The sequence below is a fragment of the Mangrovivirga cuniculi genome (assembly GCF_005166025.1).
Classification (GTDB): domain Bacteria; phylum Bacteroidota; class Bacteroidia; order Cytophagales; family Cyclobacteriaceae; genus Mangrovivirga; species Mangrovivirga cuniculi.
Genome location: NZ_CP028923.1, coordinates 2,690,709 through 2,710,944, shown reverse-complemented (window position 1 = coordinate 2,710,944; position 20,236 = coordinate 2,690,709). Strand labels below are relative to the sequence as shown.

General features: G+C 33.6%; 19 protein-coding genes. 13 read left to right on the top strand and 6 right to left on the bottom strand.

Annotation, left to right across the window (positions count from 1 at the left end; genetic code table 11):
• Positions 1–36: 36 nt before the first annotated feature.
• Positions 37–1,212 (bottom strand): T9SS type A sorting domain-containing protein, encoded by a 1,176-nt coding sequence (locus tag DCC35_RS11855; RefSeq protein ID WP_137091006.1) that lies wholly within the window; start codon positions 1,210–1,212, stop codon positions 37–39.
• Positions 1,213–1,866: 654 nt separating this feature from the next.
• Between DCC35_RS11855 and DCC35_RS11850 the strand changes: the two genes are divergently transcribed.
• On the top strand, positions 1,867–3,087 hold the full coding sequence (locus DCC35_RS11850; protein WP_175402802.1) for a GAF domain-containing protein: 1,221 nt from the start codon (positions 1,867–1,869) through the stop codon (positions 3,085–3,087).
• 44 nt (positions 3,088–3,131) lie between these two features.
• On the opposite strand, the gene DCC35_RS11845 is transcribed toward DCC35_RS11850, so the two are convergent.
• Positions 3,132–6,332, bottom strand: a complete 3,201-nt coding sequence (locus DCC35_RS11845) for a TonB-dependent receptor (RefSeq protein ID WP_137091004.1) — start codon at positions 6,330–6,332, stop codon at positions 3,132–3,134.
• A 592-nt stretch (positions 6,333–6,924) separates the two neighbouring features.
• Here DCC35_RS11845 and DCC35_RS20935 point away from each other — a divergent pair.
• From DCC35_RS20935 to DCC35_RS20920, 4 genes are all read left to right on the top strand, one after another.
• Positions 6,925–7,194, top strand: a complete 270-nt coding sequence (locus DCC35_RS20935) for a carboxypeptidase-like regulatory domain-containing protein (RefSeq protein ID WP_217495823.1) — start codon at positions 6,925–6,927, stop codon at positions 7,192–7,194.
• 80 nt (positions 7,195–7,274) lie between these two features.
• A complete protein-coding gene (locus tag DCC35_RS20930) occupies positions 7,275–7,583 on the top strand; it encodes a TonB-dependent receptor plug domain-containing protein (RefSeq protein ID WP_246070242.1) in 309 nt (102 codons plus the stop codon).
• Between the two features lie 2 nt (positions 7,584–7,585).
• Entirely contained in the window at positions 7,586–7,732 is a 147-nt protein-coding gene (locus DCC35_RS20925) for a hypothetical protein (protein ID WP_217495821.1), read from the top strand.
• Between the two features lie 62 nt (positions 7,733–7,794).
• The gene (locus DCC35_RS20920; protein ID WP_217495820.1) at positions 7,795–9,309 is read left to right on the top strand and encodes a TonB-dependent receptor plug domain-containing protein; all 1,515 of its coding nucleotides are present in this window, start codon (positions 7,795–7,797) and stop codon (positions 9,307–9,309) included.
• A gap of 364 nt (positions 9,310–9,673) precedes the next feature.
• Here the strand turns inward: DCC35_RS20920 and DCC35_RS11835 are convergent, their stop codons facing one another.
• A complete protein-coding gene (locus DCC35_RS11835; protein WP_137091003.1) occupies positions 9,674–10,657 on the bottom strand; it encodes a GAF domain-containing protein in 984 nt (327 codons plus the stop codon).
• Positions 10,621–10,947, bottom strand: a complete 327-nt coding sequence (locus tag DCC35_RS11830; RefSeq protein ID WP_137091002.1) for a hypothetical protein — start codon at positions 10,945–10,947, stop codon at positions 10,621–10,623. The genes DCC35_RS11835 and DCC35_RS11830 overlap by 37 nt, the downstream gene beginning before the upstream one ends.
• Before the next feature lie 67 nt (positions 10,948–11,014).
• Here DCC35_RS11830 and DCC35_RS11825 point away from each other — a divergent pair, with 67 nt between their 5' ends.
• The 6 genes from DCC35_RS11825 (at position 11,015) to DCC35_RS11800 (ending at position 16,156) form a co-directional block, all read left to right on the top strand.
• The gene (locus DCC35_RS11825; RefSeq protein WP_175402801.1) at positions 11,015–11,989 is read left to right on the top strand and encodes a DUF4421 family protein; all 975 of its coding nucleotides are present in this window, start codon (positions 11,015–11,017) and stop codon (positions 11,987–11,989) included.
• Positions 11,990–12,065: 76 nt separating this feature from the next.
• Entirely contained in the window at positions 12,066–12,653 is a 588-nt protein-coding gene (locus DCC35_RS11820; protein WP_137091000.1) for an outer membrane beta-barrel protein, read from the top strand.
• Positions 12,654–12,709: 56 nt separating this feature from the next.
• A complete protein-coding gene (locus DCC35_RS11815; protein WP_137090999.1) occupies positions 12,710–14,047 on the top strand; it encodes a hypothetical protein in 1,338 nt (445 codons plus the stop codon).
• Positions 13,984–14,883, top strand: coding sequence for a hypothetical protein (locus tag DCC35_RS11810; RefSeq protein WP_175402800.1), 900 nt, complete (start codon positions 13,984–13,986; stop codon positions 14,881–14,883). The genes DCC35_RS11815 and DCC35_RS11810 overlap by 64 nt, the downstream gene beginning before the upstream one ends.
• Entirely contained in the window at positions 14,810–15,556 is a 747-nt protein-coding gene (locus tag DCC35_RS11805; protein ID WP_137090997.1) for a DUF4136 domain-containing protein, read from the top strand. Before DCC35_RS11810 ends, DCC35_RS11805 begins: the two co-directional genes overlap by 74 nt.
• A gap of 3 nt (positions 15,557–15,559) precedes the next feature.
• Positions 15,560–16,156, top strand: coding sequence for a glycine--tRNA ligase (locus DCC35_RS11800; RefSeq protein ID WP_137090996.1), 597 nt, complete (start codon positions 15,560–15,562; stop codon positions 16,154–16,156).
• Positions 16,157–16,203: 47 nt separating this feature from the next.
• Here DCC35_RS11800 and DCC35_RS11795 read toward each other — a convergent pair whose 3' ends face one another.
• Positions 16,204–17,442 carry a Pycsar system effector family protein gene (locus DCC35_RS11795; protein WP_137090995.1) on the bottom strand — a complete coding sequence of 413 codons (1,239 nt, stop codon included), beginning with the start codon at positions 17,440–17,442 and terminating at the stop codon, positions 16,204–16,206.
• Between the two features lie 42 nt (positions 17,443–17,484).
• On the opposite strand from DCC35_RS11795, the gene DCC35_RS11790 reads away from it, so the two are divergent.
• Entirely contained in the window at positions 17,485–18,318 is an 834-nt protein-coding gene (locus DCC35_RS11790; protein ID WP_137090994.1) for an SdiA-regulated domain-containing protein, read from the top strand.
• A 142-nt stretch (positions 18,319–18,460) separates the two neighbouring features.
• Positions 18,461–18,823 (top strand): VOC family protein, encoded by a 363-nt coding sequence (locus DCC35_RS11785; RefSeq protein WP_137090993.1) that lies wholly within the window; start codon positions 18,461–18,463, stop codon positions 18,821–18,823.
• Here the strand turns inward: DCC35_RS11785 and DCC35_RS11780 are convergent, their stop codons facing one another.
• On the bottom strand, positions 18,824–20,212 hold the full coding sequence (locus DCC35_RS11780) for a DUF5009 domain-containing protein (RefSeq protein WP_137090992.1): 1,389 nt from the start codon (positions 20,210–20,212) through the stop codon (positions 18,824–18,826).
• Between the last annotated feature and the right edge of the window lie 24 nt (positions 20,213–20,236).

Sequence of the window (20,236 nt, the reverse complement as noted above, 5' to 3'; positions counted from 1 at the left end):
TATTCCAGGATTAATAATAGTATAATTATTATTGACTTACTTAACTAAGAATGGTGAGGTATAAACCTTTTCATGGGTAATAACTTGAACAAAATATTTACCAGTAATCGGTTTGGATCTTAAATACACTTCAATTGTTCCTGTGTTTTCATTAATTGAATAATTATTAACAGGAACTGGTTTTCCAAATATATCGATTACCATTAATTGTATTCCATCGTGATTTTGATTTTTTAGTTCCGGTACCGTCATCTTAAAATTATTACCTGAAACTGGATTAGGATAGATAGTTGGTTGATTATATGTGTTAACAACATCAACCATGATCACTTCAAATTCATCAAAAGAACCGTTTAAATCGTATTGTTTTAATTTAAAATAATTCGTTCCAGATGGTGCATTTACTTCAATAGCATAATGTGTTATGGAATTACTATTTCCAGCTGCGTTAATTGTTGCTTTTTTAACATAATTAATACCATCATTTGAACCCAGTACTTCAAAATAATCTGAATCTTCTTCTTTTGCTGTAGACCATTCAAGGACCACCTTTTCTCCATTATAAAAACCAGAAAATGAAATCAATTCGACCGGTAGAGGATTAATTCCCGATGAGGTAATAAAATCATAGATTTTTGGGTCCTCATTTTGCAAATCATTTGAATCTTTAAAATTATTCTCCGGAGATCTGTTCGCTCTGTCACCATTTACAGTTGCACCACCATTAAATTGTGGATTAGGATCAAATAAATAGAAGTTTGGGTTTGTTTCTACGTCTGCTCCCCCTGACATTGAAAATTCACCGCCAACAACGACACGACCTGCGGAACTGGTATTATCCATCGTTAATCCACCACTCAAATTAAAATCACCCACTATAATTAAAAGGCCGTTATCTTCTACAATAATATTCGCACCTCCGGCAGCATTCACATCACCTGTAATCACCAAAGTATCGTTAATAGTTAAATAAGCTCCTCCTTCAATGTTTAAATTCCCAAAACGAGTTACGTAACCTGAAATGTAAACATATTCATCAGAATTTACATTATCACCGGGGTAATCAGCTACCCAGCCTTCGTTTGGACTCTTAGACCAGATATTGAGATCATCCCAATTTTGGCTTCCATCATTTTGCGTATTGTAAATCTTTTGAGCTTGTAAAGAAAATGTAACCGCCAGTAAAAGAACTAAAATGCTAATTCTGCACATTTTTAATTATAAATTTGATTTTAGTATTCATCTATTTCGATTGTATTTGGTAACCTTACAAATTATAGATTCGATCAACTAATTCTAAATGATTATAAAGCCCATAAAAATGCAGATAAGTGATCAGTAAGCTTTCATCAACCAAGACTTTAAATGTTACTATTTTCAATCAAATCAATGGTTATTGATGAAAGCTTCAAGAAAGGATAGGATACTTTATCAGTGGCATATAATCTTTCTATAATTAACTGATGTATTAAAAAAGTGCATTTCATCGAAAAATAAATGAACTTAAACGAGTAATTGAAATCTATAATTAATTATTTTGATTATTATTAAATTCTTATTTATAGAATTACATTTTTTATATCATCTCTATTTTTATTTTTAATATAGAGGGCCAGGCACATGGATAAATTTTCAATTTTAGTTAAAATTTACAGGATAATAATAATTGCCTTATTATTACTAACCATAACTCATGTGGTTTTTAATTCAGTTGAAAAGTCTATAACCTTTGGCATATCCTTAATTGCATTTAGTGTTTTTTATTATCTCCTAATTAAAACCCGCTCAGTAAAATTATTTTCATGGGTTTTCTGTATAGCCATATATATTGCTATAATATTTTATTCACTACAAAGAAGCGGTATTGTGGCTCCTGGATTACATTGGATGATGATCATTGTTTTACTCTCTTCTATTTTATTGAATAGAAAAGCAGTTATATTCTGGATCGTCATTATAACTTTTAGTTTAATCGGTATTTATCTATTTGAAGATGTACTCGTTTTTGGGGTAATAGGTAATCAGAATTGGTGGCATATCGTCTCCATCTCAGGATTACTTATTGTAGGGATTTATTTTGTAAATATATACCAGAAAGAAACCCTTAGGATCAATAACAAGCTAATCCAATTAAACAACGAATTAAAAACACAAAGTTCTCTGTTATCACAGCAGGCAGAAACAATTAGTCAGCAATACGATGAGATTAAAAAGAGCCATATAGAATTGCAAGGGGCAAATGACTTACTCAAAGAAAAACGAGAGAAGATAGGAGTAGTTTTAAAGGCTTTATATCAAATTTCTAAAGAAGAAGACGTCCATGAAGGCAACCTTCAGGAAGTTAGAAACCTAATAGTCGATTATGTCAAAAACTTCCTCAAACTTGATCGAGTTACATTTTGGGTTTACGATTATTCAAAAGAGAAGCTTATTCTTGATGATAGTTATGATAATATAGAAAGCCAACGCTATTTAAAAGAAGTCAGAAAATCCGATCACAATGAATATTTTGATTTTCTGATGAATAATGAATTTCTGAATGCGAATGATGTGAAAAACAATCCAATATTATTCAACCTTAAAAAGAATCATATTTCTGATTACGAATATAAATCTCTGCTTGATTGCCCCATTATGAGTTATGGTAAATTAAAGGGAGTTATATGCTGTGAATCGATGGCAAAGAGACATTGGCTGGACGAAGAGATTTTATTGCTTAAATCGCTGGCAGATGCCTACGTAATAGCGATAAAAGCTGCACAAAGGAAAGATGCTAATGAAAGACTAATTAAAAAGCAACTAGAAATAGCCGAGTTAAATAGCAATTTGGAAAGCATGGTTTATGAACGAACCAGGAAGATCCAGGATATGAATAAAAAGTTAACACGGTATGCATTTATAAATGCTCATAAGATCAGAGGGCCACTATGCAGGTTACTGGGCTTGCAAATATTAATTGAAATGGATAATCAATTACATCCTGAGGAGATAAAGAAACATATGTTGGATGGCCTTAATGAACTTGATGAGGTAACGAAAATGGCTTCAAAGATTCTGGAAGATGATGAGTTTTCAATACGAGATTAAAATAGAAAGGCTGCCAAATGGCAGCCTTTCTATTTTTCTGATTATTAATTAAATATATATCTCACTCCAAGCTGCATTTGCCATTTAGAGATCAATGATACATTATCGTTGTAATTATTCTGCAAATCAGGATCAAAGTTGAAATAAGGAACATTATTGTTATCAGTACCTGTATAAGTGATCGGAGCATTAGTTTGAAGAATCTGTCTTACACCCCAGTCACTGTTAATCATATTACCAAAATTCAGAATATCAACTGATAACTGGATGGTGTTAGTCTTACCATTCGCTAAGAAATTAAAATCCTGAAGAATTTTTATATCCAATTGAGCGAACCATGGTAATTGTCCACCATTTCTTTCAAAATAATCTCCTCTTCGACTATCCAGATAATCATTTCCTGAAATGTAAGCATCTAATGCAGCCCATTGCTCAGCGGCATTTGCAGCTTCAATTCCTACACCGGTAGCATCTACAGTACCGAAGTTTATATCGTTTTGATTAGCAGGGATATAAATTAAGTCATTGAAAGTAATATTATCACCATTTATACTAGCTGTTGCATCAGGAGCAGTGGCATAAACCATATTATAACGTCCTCCTGAACCAATCTCATAAAACATTCCGATTGAAGTTCTGAACTTGTCGTTTGCATATGTTTTACCATAATTTAGCGAAGCAATGAATCGATGCTCCAATCCATAACGAGACCAGCTGTAATCCGGATTATTTGGGTTCCCAGCCACAACATTTCTCTGGAAAGCATCTGCAGCAATCTCAGCAGGAATAGAAGTCAAATCTCTTGAATCAAGATATGTATAGGCAGCCATAAAGTTTAATCCGTTATCAAATGCTTTTCTCACCTGACCGGTTACATTAAACTGATATCCTTTACTAGTATTATCTAAAAGTATTGCTCCCGCGTCAAGGAATGTTTCTGAATCAGGATCTGCACTATAAATATTCACATCACTAAAGTCTGTAAAGATCAGCCTTTCATCTCCAGTTCCTGATAATCTATCCGTTGGAACATTCATGTTATAGTTTCTATGAACTACTGCATTTACATCTTTACCGTAAAGTAATTCTCCTGTAAACTCCCAATTATTATCAGTTTTATAATCAACAGCTATATTAGTTTTCCATACCTGAGGGAATCTAAAGTCTTCAGCAGTTGCATTTACCTGGAAAGTGTATCCTGGAAGGAATCTGGCATTGGCAGCCTGGTTTCCTAACCATACAAAAGGAATTCTACCGGTAAATATTCCGGTACCACCTCGTATTACTATTTTATCTGTTTCCAGTGGCTTATAGTTAAATCCTAGTCTTGGAGACCAAAGTAATTTTGAGTCCGGCCATTGAGATGCATTGAAACTAGCAGGATTTCCATTTTCATCAACCCAACCATCGTAATTATCAACTCTTGGATCTCCATTGACATCTGAGAAATAAAGTGGAATATCAACTCTCAATCCTGCTGTAAGATTTAGCTTGTTACTTACTGAAATTTCATCCTGAACGTAAAGAGCCCATTGAGCTACCTCAAAATTGGTAATATTTAGTGGGTTTTTATTAGACTCGATTACATCCTGGTTAAAATCTCCTGTCTGAGCATTCGGATCACCAGCGAAATAAACGAAATCATCATTCAAAAAGTCCTGAACAGAGAAAGCAGTCACCCAGGGATAATAAAACAGGTTAAAGCTATTTTCAAAGGCAAAATATTCGAAGTTTGTACCAACCGTAATCATATGTTTGTCCCTGATAAATGTCAGGTTATCATTAATCTGAAATACATCCTGGTTCAGGACATTTTCAGTTGAAAAGAATTCAGACCCGGCATATATTGACACCTGTCCACGATCATTTAGTATGTCGATAGTAGGGAATGGTGCTGATTTAGGCTCCCTGTAATCTCTGAAGGCTGAGTATCCAACTACAAGCTTATTAAATAGTTTATTAGAGAACTGGGTATTTAATTCTGCAATTATACTATTGATATTGTTATGAATTCTATAAGAAGAATTCTCAAATGCAAGTCTGAAAGGCTCCGGAGATCTTCCACCAAGTGCTTCCGGGTGAGGAAGTATATCTTTCCAACTCTTCAGGTAATTATAACGAATTGAAAAGTTATTTTTATCATTAATATTCCAATCCAGCTTTAAGAGGATCTTATCATTATATGTTTCGTGAAAATACCCCTGGTATGCTCCCGGGTCATACCCCCAATTATTTCTTAAATGTTGTTGTACAGCTATTATATCTGATTCACTAACAGTTGCTGCGTTTGGATCTCCCTGGTTTTCAGAAGTACTTGCTACAAAACCGGTTGCAAGCTCATTTCTTCTTTCAATTTCTCCATTGACAAAGAAAAATAACTTATTCTTAATAATTGGGCCACCAACTCTGAATCCGGAAGTATTTGTTTTAAAATCAAGGTTTGGTACACTAGTTCCGGAAACCTGGTCTCCTACAAAATTTTCATTTCTGAAAAAGTGATAAACTGAAGCAGAGATTTCATTCGTTCCCGATCTCGTAACAGCATTTATACCCGCACCAGTAAAACCACCTTGTCTTACGTCGAAAGGAGCAAGAGAAACCTGGATCTGATCAATAGCATCTAATGATACCGGCTGGGCCCCTGTTTGTCCACCAGGAGTAGGTACGTCAAGTCCAAAAGAGTTGTTAAATACTGATCCGTCTAATGAAAAGTTATTATACAAATTATTTCTTCCCCCAAAACTAAGACCATCAGATTGTGGTGTTAACCGGGTGAAATCTTGCTGACTTCTGGCAATTGAAGGGAGTTCTCGTAATTGCTCACCTTTTACGTAGGTAGCTGCTCCTGTTTGCTCAGCATCGTCATTTCTGGAAGCAACAACTTCTACTTCTCCCAGGTTAGTAGACTCTTCCATCAGTGCAATAGTAAATGAAAAGTTTTCACCTAGTTGAAGTTTTTCTAATTGAAGCGTTTCAGGAATAAATCCCACGAAACTAACAGTAATATTATATGGTCCTCCAACTTTCATGTTAGGAATTTTGAAAGATCCATCTGGCAATGTCGCTACACCATATTTGGTACCTGTAGGTTCATGAATAGCTATGACTGAGGCACCCGGCAATGGTTCTGCCATCATATCATAGACCTCACCACTAATGCTTGAAGTAGTTAATCCCTGTGCAAAAGCAGAGGTACTAACTAATATAAACAGCAAATAGGTCAGTGATTTGTAAAACTGATTCATATTAAAGTTTATTAGTTAATAAAATAAAGAGAGTTTGATTTTTTGCAGGAGACAGGGTTTTACATTTGTATACTATTGCACTACAAAATATTAATAATTTAAGAACATTATTATTCCACCCCATGGTGTGCAAAGATAAACACAATACTTATGTTTTCTGAATGTTAATAAATCTTAATTTTTCTATTGTCAAGATAATGAGGTAATAACAAAGTGATACTTATTAAAAAAACAATCACATCATTCAGTTAAAACTAATTATCTAATTTGGAACATTTCTAAAATGAATTAATAACTAAATTGTACTCACCCAATTTTATTCGAATTTATTCTGTTTAAACAAATTTAGTGGAATAATTGAATAATTTGTCAGTTCCAGTCATTTTTCAGATTATGAGAAATAATAGATGTAAGAAAACAAATTATTTTTAACACTAAGCTATTAATTATAAGTATCTGTATTTCAGTCATTATCACCATATAAGCTTAGAAACTGATTAATTTTAATTTATTACCTTCAAAACTTTAAAACCATTTAGTCGTTTTGATTTTATAAATTTTATAAAAATTGCTTGATCATCTTATACTAGTCATGGAGATAAATAAAAAGGCCTTAGTTTTTTTCCTGTGTATTACATTACATTTTTTTTCAACTATTGAGGTGCTGTCTCAGCAAAAAGGAGAAATAGGTGGAAGGGTAATTGATGCAAAATCCGGAGAACCTCTGATAGGGGTGTCAGTAATTCTGGAAGGAACTTCTAAAGGTGCTGTAACAGATATAAATGGTTATTATTTAATAAAAACATTGATCCAAAGTCGTATAACATTAAGGCATCATTTGTTGGTTATGAGGAAGCAATAAAATATAATATCATAATTAGGAGTGCAGGAAATCCTGATCTGAATTTTGAACTAAAAGAAAATGTATCAGAATTGTCTGAAGTGGTAGTCAGAGCTAATCCATTTCAAAAACTGGAGTCAACTCCTTTATCAATTCAAAGACTTTCAAGAGAAGAAATTGCTGCCTATCCCGGTGGAAATAACGATATAGCTAAAGTCGTCCAGTCATTACCGGGAGTTTCGGGAAGCATAGCGGGATTTAGAAATGATGTTATCATCAGGGGAGGAGCACCCAATGAGAATGTATATTATCTTGATGGCATTGAAATCCCCAACATCAATCACTTTTCTACACAAGGAAGTGCAGGTGGACCTGTTGGATTATTAAATGTTTCGTTTTTTGAAGGGTAACCTTGACAACCAGTGCTTTTCCTGCTCAGTATGACAATGTGCTTAGTGGAGTTTTACAATTTGATCAGAGGAACGGAGACTTCAGGAATTTTGGAGGCAACATTAGAATAAGTGCTTCAGAAGTTGCATTAACTTTAGAAGGTCCATAGGCAAGAAAAATGAATCAGGCATTGCTAACACTTCTTTTATTGCTTCTGTACGTCGATCTTATTTGCAGTTTTTATTTAAACTTCTTGACCTTACAATTTTACCAGATTACTGGGATTATCAATATAAATTAACTCATAAAATCGATGACTATAATGAAATAATTGTAACCGGAATCGGTTCTATTGATAATTTTAGTGTAAACGAGCCATCAGATGCAGATCCTGAGCAATTAGCTTCTCTCGAACAGGTTCCTGTGATCAATCAATGGACAACTACTTCAGGAATCAGTTGGAAAAGAAGATTTAAGGATGTTGATGGATTTATGAGAACGACACTTAGCACGAATATTTTAAATAATGAGTTTGTACGATATGAAGATAACATTTCTGAAACCGGTGTCATATTTAATAATAACTCTCGTGAGTGGGAAACTAAATTAAGATACGAGGCGACCAGGTTTGTGGATAACTGGACTTTCTCTGCTGGTGGAACAATTCAAAATGCCGATTACAATAATGAAACAACAGATAACACCTATAATGTTTCGTATGATACACACATTAATTTCATGAAATATGGTGTTTTCGGACAGGCAAGCGTCAGTTTACTTCAAGATCGACTGGGATTGAGCGGTGGATTTCGAATAGACGGAAATTCGTATACTGCTGATGGGAATAAATTATATAAGACCTTCAGCCCCCGATTCTCAGCAACGTATAAATTAGATGAAGATCAAAGGTGGTCTTTGAATGCTTCAATTGGCAGATATTATAAATTACCACCTTATACTATATTAGGATACAATAACGAAGATGGAATAAATGTCAATAAGGATGTAGAATATATTCAAAGTGATCATATAGTTGCAGGAATTGAATATTTAGTAAATGAAGCATCGAAAATCAGTATTGAAGGATTCTACAAAAAATATGATAATTATCCTGTCTCACTAAGAGATAGTGTTTCCCTGGCAAATCTAGGGGCCGGTTTCGAAGTTCTGGGAAATGAACCTGTTGAATCTGTTGGTCTGGGCAGGACCTATGGACTTGAATTCCTGTATAATCAAAAACTGAAGAATAACTTCTACGCCATCTTTGCTTATACATTATTCTGGAGTGAGTTTACCGGCTTTGATCAGGATAATTACTTGCCTAGCTCATGGGATAGCAGAAATCTGGTATCTCTTACCGGTGGTTACAAGTTTAAAAGAAACTGGGAGTTAGGTATCAGAGCCCGATATGTAGGGCCATCCCCGTTTCCTGAAGTTGATTTAGAGGCTACCTCTGAAACTTACCCGGTGATTATTTATGATTACAATAGTTTAGAATATAATAGATTAGATTCTTTTAATCAGGTAGACATCAGAATTGATAAAAAGTGGAATTTCAATAAAGTGTCTCTTAATCTATTCCTTGAGATTCAAAATATTTTTGGTAGCCAGGCACCTTCTCCACCAACTATAGGTTATTTACGTGATTCAGATGGCAGTATTTCACAACCACCTACTTTATCAAGAATTGAATCAATTGATAGTGGTTCAGCTCTTCCTTCAATCGGTATAGTGGTAGATTTTTAATTTTAACACCAAATAAATTTATATTGATATTGATTTGATCTGTAAGGAGATGAAGTAAGAGATGATTTTATTTGTATTGAGGTTTTCTTTTATTATCTAAAAATTCTGAGACTGTACCATTTGTCAAATTGTGGAAGCTTTGTGAGTGACCTCATCGATTTCTTTTACAGTTTGAATTATTTGTGATATCAGGTATTTTTTTCAACCTCGTCATCACTCATGTTTAAAACATTATTTAAACCTACTACCCGGCAGACGGGGCCTCTGATTACATGTGAATTTAAAAAGGCATAATCCATCAACTGATGGTTTAATTCTTCTAGTTCGATAGTTCTTTGTCTAACCTTTTGTTCTAATTCTTCATTTAGCTCCTCAATCTCCTTTTTCTTTTTAATAATTCCTTTTGGTAAATATCTCTTTGCTTTGCCTTGTAAGCTACAGTGATTAAATCAGATAAAGAATTCACAAAAAATCTTTCTTCGGGTTGCCACATTCTTGTTCTTAAATTTTCACAACAAATTACTCCCCCTAATGAATTATCGATAAAGAAAGGGGAATCAAGCATTGACTTGATTTCATTTGGAATCATATATGGAACTAACAGACTTCGGGTGACTTCACTGTCAAAAACATCATCAACAACAATTAATTTTTCATCTTTAAGAGCTTGAAAATATTCAGGAAACTCATTTTCAATCAATTCAATTTTTTCGAAAGACTCACTGTTATCCTGATCATTAATATATAAAGACGACAACTTCTTTTTACTTTCATCATATTTCCAGAAGCTGACCCGATTAATATTTAAATTTCTTTTTATTACTCTTGAAATCAACTGCCATAACTCATTAAGATTACCATTGTGTACAGCTTCTTTTTTTGATAAAATCAACAATGTACCGGTAAATCTTTCTAATCTGCTCTTTGTCTTTTCTACTTTTGCCATTTGATAATTCAGCATCTCTTTTGCAGCCTCTAAATCAATATGCTTATCGTGTAAATTGACATTTTGAATGTTTATTTTTTTTAGCTGATCATCAATCACTTTATTTTGAAATTCTATCTGTTTAGACTTTTCCTGTAAAAGTATATATTGAGAATAGATTTTATTTTTCTGGTTAATTAGTTTACTAAAAAACCAATACATCGGTAATACAATCGAAATAATTAATGTAAATACACTAATCACATGCCATCGAGTAATGAATGGCTGTTGATTATCATAAAAGAGCTTATCTCCGTATGATATTAACAAGATCACTATGAACCCGATAGTAAGGCCAAGGAAAGTTATTGAAATTTTTTTTCCTCCTAATAAGAAAGAAAAAACGAAGGGATAATTAACCATGCTAAATGGGGTGATTGAACATCTCCGGTGAAAATAATAAGAGCTACTATTGTTAGATAAACTATTCCAAGATAAGCTCCTACATACCGGTTTTTTATTTTAAATAAGTCTTTTTTTCTAATTCTTAGAAGCCCAAAAATATTGAGCAATAAAAGTGGAGAAATTATCGCTAAGTGAGGTGCAGTACTAAAAATAGAACTCAAAACTATATAACCACTAATAATAATAGTTGTTAAAATCATTAGTCTTACCAAAAAACCATATTCAAAATATGTTATTTTTTCACTCATTAAATTATAACTTAGGTAATAATAAATATAATTATTATAACTGATAAATGTTCGCTTAATACCAAGTTTGAAACCAAAAACTTCATATATATTTTTATTAATCGCTCTCCTGATTTCTAATCCTGTAAAATTGTTTTCTCAAGATGATACAGATACTACTTTTTCTCAGGAATATGAGAGTAAATTGATAGGCAGGTTCTATTTTTCAAAAAAATACACCGCACTTCAATTTAAATCGCTTGATCATCAACCAATCAGATATTTACCTAGTACGACCCTTAATATGGGAATCGGAGCTACTTATAAATTTGCCACTCTGAACCTGGCCTATGGCTTTGGGTTTTTAAATCCCAACAGGGAAAAAAAAGGAAACACCAGATACCTGGATCTCCAGGCTCACATGGTTCTAAACAAAAAATTTATAGTAGATTTTTATGGAGAATTTTATCGTGGGTTTTATTCAAGAATCAGATATGATGAGCCTTACTATCTTAGAAAAGATTTAAATGTCAATGTTTTGGGAATCGATGTACTAAAGATTCTTAACCATAAAAACTTTGATATTCAATCACCGGATCAAAGTCATAGTAAGCAACATTTTTCCGGGGCTTCATTTTTATTGGGTGGTGAGATAATCGGAGGGATTATTTCTGCAGATTCCGCCATTATTCCGTCTCAAATTGAAGAATCAAATCAATTCTCCTTTGAAAAAATTTCTTTTTATAAAATAGCCCCGTCAATCGGATTAGGCTTTAAATTGATAATTTTGAAACGTTTGATATTTAATGGGGCCATTTCTACCGGGTTGGCCATTGGTTACACCAACTTATCGCTGCCATCAAATGAACACCTTGATTTTTTTTATTTCAGACCTGATTTCAACTTTAGAATTTATACAGGCGTTATGATGGGAGAGTGGAATGTAGGTATGAAATTTTTCAACGAAAGAACACGGTTTTTAACAGATAAGGAAAATGAATTTGTAAATATGGATATAGGAAACCTACGATTGATATTATCTCGTCGAATTAATATAAAATAAAAATCGTTTAGCTTAGAATAATTACTTTTTTTCATTAATTTATCATAGAATAAAAATTACCGAATAATTTATTTTTATGCGGAAGATAGCATTTTTAATCGTACTATTTACTTCCTTTCAAATTCATAGTCAGACTTTTGAATTAGGTCCTCAAATATTAATGAGTTCTTCCTTTATTGCAACAGATCTTGAATACGATGAGCAGACAAGTGGGAGTGGAATCCAGGTTGGTTTATTTGCAAGATACCTTTCTTATAACAGGCTTTATATTCAGGCAGAAATAAATTATGATTCTAAATCGGCAACGGTATCGGATATTGATGAGACGCAAGTCACTGATTATAACTTAAAATTGCGTGCTATTGACAGTAATATCTTATTGGGATATAAAATAACTGATTTTGATTTTGGTCGGTTTCACATATTCGCAGGACCCGGTTTATCTAATATTATTAAAGACGAGGTAAACATTAATGGGACCGAATATCTGGGAGCTGATGTCGTTAAACGAAGTTGGGATATTCATGCCGGATTAGGCCTTGATATCTCAATATTGAGTTTTGCTTTAAGATTTCAACGTACATTAACTGATTTAAATAATAATTCTGATCACTCGCTTAGATTAAACACTGTATTAATAGGTCTTGGAATAAAATTGCTCTAGTACATACCCGAATAAGGTAGCTTGAGAATCGTGATCATTTATAATATTAATGAAGGATGAAAAAATTAATATTAATTAAGGTTTTAATATTTCTCCAGTTTTGTATTTATGGTCAAAATAATTGGCCGCAAATTATAAATACAAAAAGTGGTGCCTCAATAACAATTTACCAACCCCATCCGGAAGAATTAAATGGGAATCATTTAAAAGTCAGATCAGCAATTAGTGTTAAGAAAAACATGAATATAGATCCGGTCTTTGGTGCTATTTGGGCAGATGTCATGATTACTGTTGACCGCGACTCGAGGACAGCATCTCTGGAGTCGGTTAATATAACTGAAGTTCGATTTCCTGAGGATCTGAGTCCGGAAGAGTCTGAGTCATTAAAGGAATTAATAGAAGAAACGGCACCAACGTGGGACCTGGTAATATACTTAGATGAAATTATTGCAACTATTGAAAAAGATCAGGAATTAATTAGGCCTGATTATGATAATAGCCCACCTGAAATAGTTTATGTCGACCACGAATCCATACTGGTATTAATAGATGGCGATCCTATTTACAATAAACAGAAAGACTTAAATATTGAAATAATCACAAATACGCCATTCCTTATATTTAAAGATCTTGATAATAATCAATTCTACCTCTATGGAGAGAAATTTTGGTTCTCATCTGCCAGCTTATTTGGTGAATGGAAGGAGTTATCTTCTTTACCGAAGAAAATCGCAAGTATAGATAAAGAAATTAAAAAGCAGGAAAATCAAAATGAGAAAGAAGTAAAAGTTTTTAAAACCACACCAAAAATAATAATTAAAACAAATCCTGCTGAATTGATCAGCTCCAATGGTCCGGCATCATTTTCTAATATTCAGGGCACCAATCTTTTATACATGGATAATTCAGGTGATAATGTATTCATGAATATAGAAGATCAATACTACTATACAGTATTATCCGGAAGGTGGTATAGATCTAAAAAGCTGGATGGAACATGGGAATTTATTGAAAGTGATGCGTTACCAAAAGATTTTAGTGCTATCCCGGAAGGTTCCGAAAAAGATAATGTCTTAGCTAACGTTGCAGGAACAGTGGCTGCTGAAGAAGCTCTATTAGATGCCCAAATTCCACAAACAGCTAAAGTAAATAGGAAAGAGGCCACCTGCAACGTAGAATATGATGGTAAACCAAAATTCGAGCAAATAAAAGGAACGAGTTTAAGCTTTGCTGTAAATACTTCTGCAACAGTAATAAGAGATAACAAGGGATTTTATGCGGTAGAAAACGGGGTTTGGTTTTTAGCAATGATCCTGAAGGTCCATGGGCTGTGGCTACAGACAGACCGGAAGAAGTTGAGAAAATACCTCCTGATAACCCAACCTATAATGTAAAGTATGTAAATATTTATGATGTAACCCCTGATTATGTATATATGGGATATACTCCTGGTTACGTTGGTTGTTATAGATATGGGCCAACTATTATTTATGGAACCGGCTATCATTATAATCCATGGTATGGTAGCGTATATTATCCACGACCTGTAACATGGGGCTTTGGAATGCATTATAATCCATGGTCAGGGTGGAGTATGAGCTTCGGTTTTAGTGTTGGCTGGTTTAATTTCAGCTGGGGAGGAAGATACTACAGGCCAGGAGGCTGGTGGGGTCCTCCGGCATACAGACCTCATTATTGGCATAGGCCACCAGGAGGAATATATCGTAATAATAATATTGTGATCAACAATAATTATTATGGAAATCACAACAACATTTACGATGGAAGGCCAGGGGTTTCTTCCGGTAATAGGCCCAGACCGGGCAGACCGGATAAATTAGCACCAAGCACCAGGCCTTCAACAGGAAACAGAGATCGAGACAGAATAACAAATACCAGACCCTCACGAGACAGAAACCCTACTGCAAGGCCATCAAACAGGCAACAACCTGGTCGAAATACCCGTGACGCTACACGTACTGGTTCCAGGCAAACTAATAATAATATTTACTCAGATAGAAATGGAAATGTTTACAAAAACACCCGGGAATCCGGATGGCAACAAAGGTCTGGAAATTCCTGGAGCAGACCGTCTAACACAAGCGATCTGAACCGGATGCAATATCAAAGAAACAGAGGAAATACAAGAGTAAATAATGCCAGGAGAAATATGCCTCAAAGGGCACAACCTCGGCCTGCTACAGGTAGAAGAGGTGGGAGAGGTGGATGACAAGTTTTTTATTAATCAAAACAGAATGAAGATGATTAAAAACCTTACTAAGTACTTCTATTTTGGAGTCATTATTAATGTAATGATACTCCTTCAGGGTTGTCAGCCGGGCGGTGCTGAATACGTATCAGATCTTGATGTCGTTGTAACGAATTTTGATGACACATATGATTTCGGAAGTGTAACAACCTACGCTCTGCCAGACGAAATCATTGAAATTGGTGATGAAAGACCGGGTGATGATACCCCGGAATTTATGGATCCTGAATTTGCAGATCCAATTTTGAGTCAAATCGAAGAAAACATGAATAATTATGGTTGGACAAGAGTAAATGAAGAAGATAACCCTGATGTTGTTATTCTACCATCTTACACTACATTGACAACTATATTTTATTATTACGATTATGGCTATTGGTGCTGGTGGTATCCATGGTATTGTAATGGTGGTGGATGGTGGTATCCTTACCCTCCAGTTACAACAGGATATACTACAGGAACCTTATTAGTACAATTAACACCTTTAGGTGATTCGCAATTTAATGACATTATACCTGTTTACTGGACAATGGTAGTGAATGGATTACTACAGGGAAGCAATTCTTCTATCATTTCCAGAATAAATACTTCTATAGACCAGGGCTTTGAACAATCACCATATTTAAACAAATAGATGATGAAAAAGATATTATTATATACAATTTCAGGACTACTCCTGATAGCTTCTTATCAAATGAATGCTCAAACAAAATATACATCTATTAGTTATTCGCTTGGTCTGCCCACTGGAGATCTTTCGGATTATATTGAAGAAGTGTCATTCAGAGGATTAAATTTGTCATTTCGAAGTGAAGTAAATGGCGGAGTAATGCTTGGTTTTAAGACCGGTTATAATGTTTTTTATGAAGATAGTGGTTATAAAACCGCGGTTGATGGTAATACTTCAATTTCGGGTAGACAATACAGATATCAAGATGCGGTTCCAATTTATTTTACAATTGGTAAGCAATTTCTCGAAGATGAAATCCGTCCTTATGTTAATTTAGGTATTGGGACCACTTACATTAACAGAGAAACAGATATCGGTATCTTTGCTTTTACAGATGAAACCTGGCAATTTTCTTTAAACCCGGAAGTAGGAGTGGTGTATTGGGTTTATCCCGGTTTCGGACTTAATCTGGGACTTTCTTATTATGCTAATTTCAAAAATGACGATTTTGAGGCTCAGAACTACTTTGGTATACAAGCAGGTATTTCATTTTATAATAGGTAACAAAAATAAAACAGGACCGGCCATATTTTTCATGTATAGCCGGTCCTTTATATCATTGCAATACCAAAAGCAAGAGCTGAAAATATAAACCCATACATAAAAACAGTATAAGCATATCTTAACAACCGGTATTTTCGTCCCAGAACTTTCCCCAGGAAGAATATATCTTTAGTTAAACTACCATATAAAAAATCAGGATCATTCATCATTTCTTTGATTCCTTTCTGATAATCGTCAAGGCTCATCCGAAAGAAATTACCAAAGAACAATAAATTAGATCTTTTCATCTTGATATCTTCCTCAGTAAATACTCCTGATGTAACATTAGGACGGGTAGCCAGAATTGCAAATACCATGGTCACTAAACAGGTTACTAATAAAAATATGGAGGGTAAAATTAAATTCGGATATTCCTCAAATTTTCTGAATAATACCGTTACTAATATTGAGACAATTATAGAATTGACCGATATCATTATGTTTGCTTTATTATCAGCAATAGCACTCAATTCAATATGATTACGAGCAGTTATTCTGAACATTGTTTCAATCCCACGATCAGGTTTTTTCTTTTTCTTCTTAACCTTCTTATTTTCAGTTTTTCTCGTGATCTCAGGGAGATCTTCTTTTATTTGATGAGGTTCGGTTACGGAAGTGTTTCCTTCTGATGGCTCATCTTCATAAAATACCTGGTAGTTTTTTCCCAACCTATCAAGGTTCTCTTGCTTAACTGGTTCTAAAAATTTTTTACCGTAATCTGTGTGATAATTATGTGATCGAAGAAAATCAAGATTAATTTTTATCCATTCATTTTCAGAGAAATCTTTATCACATATGATTTCGGTCTCCTCCTTTAGTCGTTTACTTTTTGAATAGAACTCATCGGTACCCAAATGATATAAATCAGCATCACACAAAATTGCCTGTAAAAGACCATTAGGAGATTGGGGCATTTTTGTAGCCATGATACATCCTTCGACCTTTTCAATAAATTCTGCAGGCACACCTTCTGATGATAAAAAGTCTCTTGCTTCACCAACACTTATTTCTTCATGGTGTTCCTGTTCACCCAGAAAATACCCAATATCATGAAACCAGGCCGAACATATAAGCACATTATAATCGGTAACATTTAATTTATAAAAATCGGCCATCTCCTCACAGGCTTGAACCACACCAACAGTATGATCAAGGTTGTGATAAAGAAGATCATTGTTTTGTTTATCTGATATAATGTTTTTGACATGATCTTCAGCTTTGGAAAGTATATCAAGGTTTACAGACATATCTTTATTTCTGTATATATTTATTTATTCTAACATTAATTTATGAAATATAATCAATTTATATTCTTTTTAGGGATTATTCTACTGTCCTCTACCTGCTCTTTTAATAATGATAAAAAATACACTTTACCACCAGGATATAGCTATGAGAACAGAGAAAAATTTATTCTCCCTGATCAACTTAACGAAGTATCGGGTATTTTATGGTCCGATAATTACGAGTTTATCTGTATTCAAGACGAAAGGGGCAGACTTTATAAAGTAAATATCCAATCAAAGGAAATAATTAAAGTCTCAGATTTTAAGAAAAGCATGGATTTTGAGGCTTTAGCCCTATTTCATAATAAATATTATTGCCTCGAGAGTGATGGTGATATATATGTAGTTTCAAACGCTTTTTCGAAAAACGTAATTTCAAAAAAAATTGATTTTCCTTTTAAAGGTAAAAATGATTTTGAAACTCTTATTCTCTCCTCAAAGGATAATTCGATTTTCTTGCTTTGTAAAAACTGTAAAGGAGATGATAAAGATGAAGCAAGATCATACAAGCTAAATCTAAATTCAAATAAAATCACAAAAACGAAAGATTGGAAAATAACCGGGAAGCAATTAAATGGAAAAGAAAAAATACATGTGAGTCCTTCCGGAGCTGCAACAAATCCACTTAACAATGATATTTATATTATATCTCATGTCGGTAAATGGCTTGCCGTATTTGATGAAAATCAAAACCTAAAATCATTTCACAACCTCAATCCCAGGATTTTTAATCAGCCTGAAGGTATAACTTTTAATTCAAACGGTGACCTTTTTATCTCGAATGAAGCGAGAGATGGTAGTCCGGATATAATCAAATTAAAGTATGAGTTGAAGTAATATTAATAGTCTAAATCTCATACCAAAAATAACTAAATACATTTATTTTCGTTATATTTATTATTAAAGTTCAATTAAAGATTGAAATAATTCAATATTTACCACGTTATAATTGTAGCGATCACATAAGAAAGGGGGAAATATGCAGCTCGGACAATTTTCTTTGAGTTTAAAAGTAAAAGATATCATGGAAAGTATAAACTTCTATCAGCAACTGGGATTTAAAGTAGTTGATGGAGGACATACTAACCAGGGTTTTCCTGATAATAATCTTACCAAGTGGCGAATAATGAGAAATGATAACCTGCAAATAGGTTTGTTCCAGGGTATGTTTGAGAAAAACATTTTAATGTTTAACGCAAATGATCTCGATAAGATTAAAGAGGGAATGGATAATACAGGATTAAAAATAATAAAGGCTACTGAAGATAATAAATCCAAACGCCTAACATCTATTGTGATTGTAGATCCTGATGGTAATAAAATTATGTTTGATCAAACTTGATCAGGTTTTCCAGTATATATTTTTTTTTGTAAAAAAAGCGGTAATCATCGCGATAATTAAAGTATATGCAATTCCTCTAATCAATCCTGTTAATATATCCTGAGAGACAGCTAAAATTAATGGTTCAAGGCCCGTTATTGCTATAATAGGCCATAGTAAATTTCCAAAGGCTACATAGGCAATCATTGGGTTTTTCCCATTTTGAGATAATAAAGTTAAAAATCTTAATTGTTTATATTTTTTTATCAAAAGAGTAAATGACAGTAAAATAAAATATGATAGACCAGAAGTTATAAAGAAATAAGATAACGTTGATGGATCTTTCTTTATTCCACCTTCGTAGTTTTCAGTAAAATATCCAATCAAAAGTAAAATCACTCCCGCTCCAAAGGAAATCAAGGTAAATAGAGAATACTGATATTTTTTAACTATATAAAATCCTAACAATATTAATGCAATTGAAATAATAAAAGAGAAAAGCTGTATTCGTTCCTGAAACCCGATAAGGGTAGCTACAACTAAAAATATTAATATTAAAATCAGAATAATATAATTCCTCCCGGGAGCCGAATTAGGTGTTTCCTGATAATGACTTAAATATATTTTTCCTGCAATAATCCCGGGTATAGCTATGAATAGATACTGAAGAAATCTAAAACTATAAATTGATGGTAAAGGGTTCCAATTCCAGATAGCACCTACAAATTCTATTTCGTTATGTGTTAGCCGAAATGCCAGCAACCCCAAAACAGTGAAAATATAGATAATATTTTTTTTATCCTCAAACAAAAATAATAAGGCAGAGAACAAGTATATATAAGAAAGAACTAACAAAATAATATCATTTCTACCAGCACTAAAACCAGAAGGATCATGATAACTGGTAGTGAAAATAATTAACAATGTAAGACTCCAGCCGATAGCTCTAACTACATACCTGTAAAACCCAAATCTTTCAGGAAGCTTTACAAATAAGCAGAACAATACAACAAATCCGATTATTGCTTTTATCCATGTAATTGTATCAGGTGGATTTAACATTTGATGTGGCCTGAAATGTTGTAGGATAATGGAAAAGATAACTAATAAGCCAAAACGCTTGAAAATTTCTACAACTATATGTGCTTTACTAGTTCCTTTCCGCAATTTATAACCTATGGCAAATGGAATTGCTGCTCCAAGACAAAAAATAAATAACGGAAATACTAAGTCTACCCACGTTAGTCCCGGTAAATTCGGGTCATATACGTGATCGGGAGGTGGTATTTGTGCATGATACATATAATCCGGTAAGATTTTATATGGAATGACTCCGGAAAGTACCATTGTTAAAATAGCAAATCCACGAGTAATATCCAGCGCTTCAAACCTTATTGCCTTTTTGTTCATTTTAAAGGAGCAAAGAGTTTTATA

Coding starts and splice junctions, on each gene's coding strand:
- DCC35_RS11855 (WP_137091006.1), bottom strand. CDS start 1,212: ATGTGCAGAATTAGCATTTTAGTTCTTTTACTGGCGGTTACATTTTCT.
- DCC35_RS11845 (WP_137091004.1), bottom strand. CDS start 6,332: ATGAATCAGTTTTACAAATCACTGACCTATTTGCTGTTTATATTAGTT.
- DCC35_RS20935 (WP_217495823.1), top strand. CDS start 6,925: ATGGAGATAAATAAAAAGGCCTTAGTTTTTTTCCTGTGTATTACATTA.
- DCC35_RS11835 (WP_137091003.1), bottom strand. CDS start 10,657: ATGGTTAATTATCCCTTCGTTTTTTCTTTCTTATTAGGAGGAAAAAAA.
- DCC35_RS11830 (WP_137091002.1), bottom strand. CDS start 10,947: ATGAGTGAAAAAATAACATATTTTGAATATGGTTTTTTGGTAAGACTA.
- DCC35_RS11820 (WP_137091000.1), top strand. CDS start 12,066: ATGCGGAAGATAGCATTTTTAATCGTACTATTTACTTCCTTTCAAATT.
- DCC35_RS11815 (WP_137090999.1), top strand. CDS start 12,710: ATGAAAAAATTAATATTAATTAAGGTTTTAATATTTCTCCAGTTTTGT.
- DCC35_RS11805 (WP_137090997.1), top strand. CDS start 14,810: ATGCCAGGAGAAATATGCCTCAAAGGGCACAACCTCGGCCTGCTACAG.
- DCC35_RS11800 (WP_137090996.1), top strand. CDS start 15,560: ATGAAAAAGATATTATTATATACAATTTCAGGACTACTCCTGATAGCT.
- DCC35_RS11795 (WP_137090995.1), bottom strand. CDS start 17,442: ATGTCTGTAAACCTTGATATACTTTCCAAAGCTGAAGATCATGTCAAA.
- DCC35_RS11790 (WP_137090994.1), top strand. CDS start 17,485: ATGAAATATAATCAATTTATATTCTTTTTAGGGATTATTCTACTGTCC.
- DCC35_RS11785 (WP_137090993.1), top strand. CDS start 18,461: ATGCAGCTCGGACAATTTTCTTTGAGTTTAAAAGTAAAAGATATCATG.
- DCC35_RS11780 (WP_137090992.1), bottom strand. CDS start 20,212: ATGAACAAAAAGGCAATAAGGTTTGAAGCGCTGGATATTACTCGTGGA.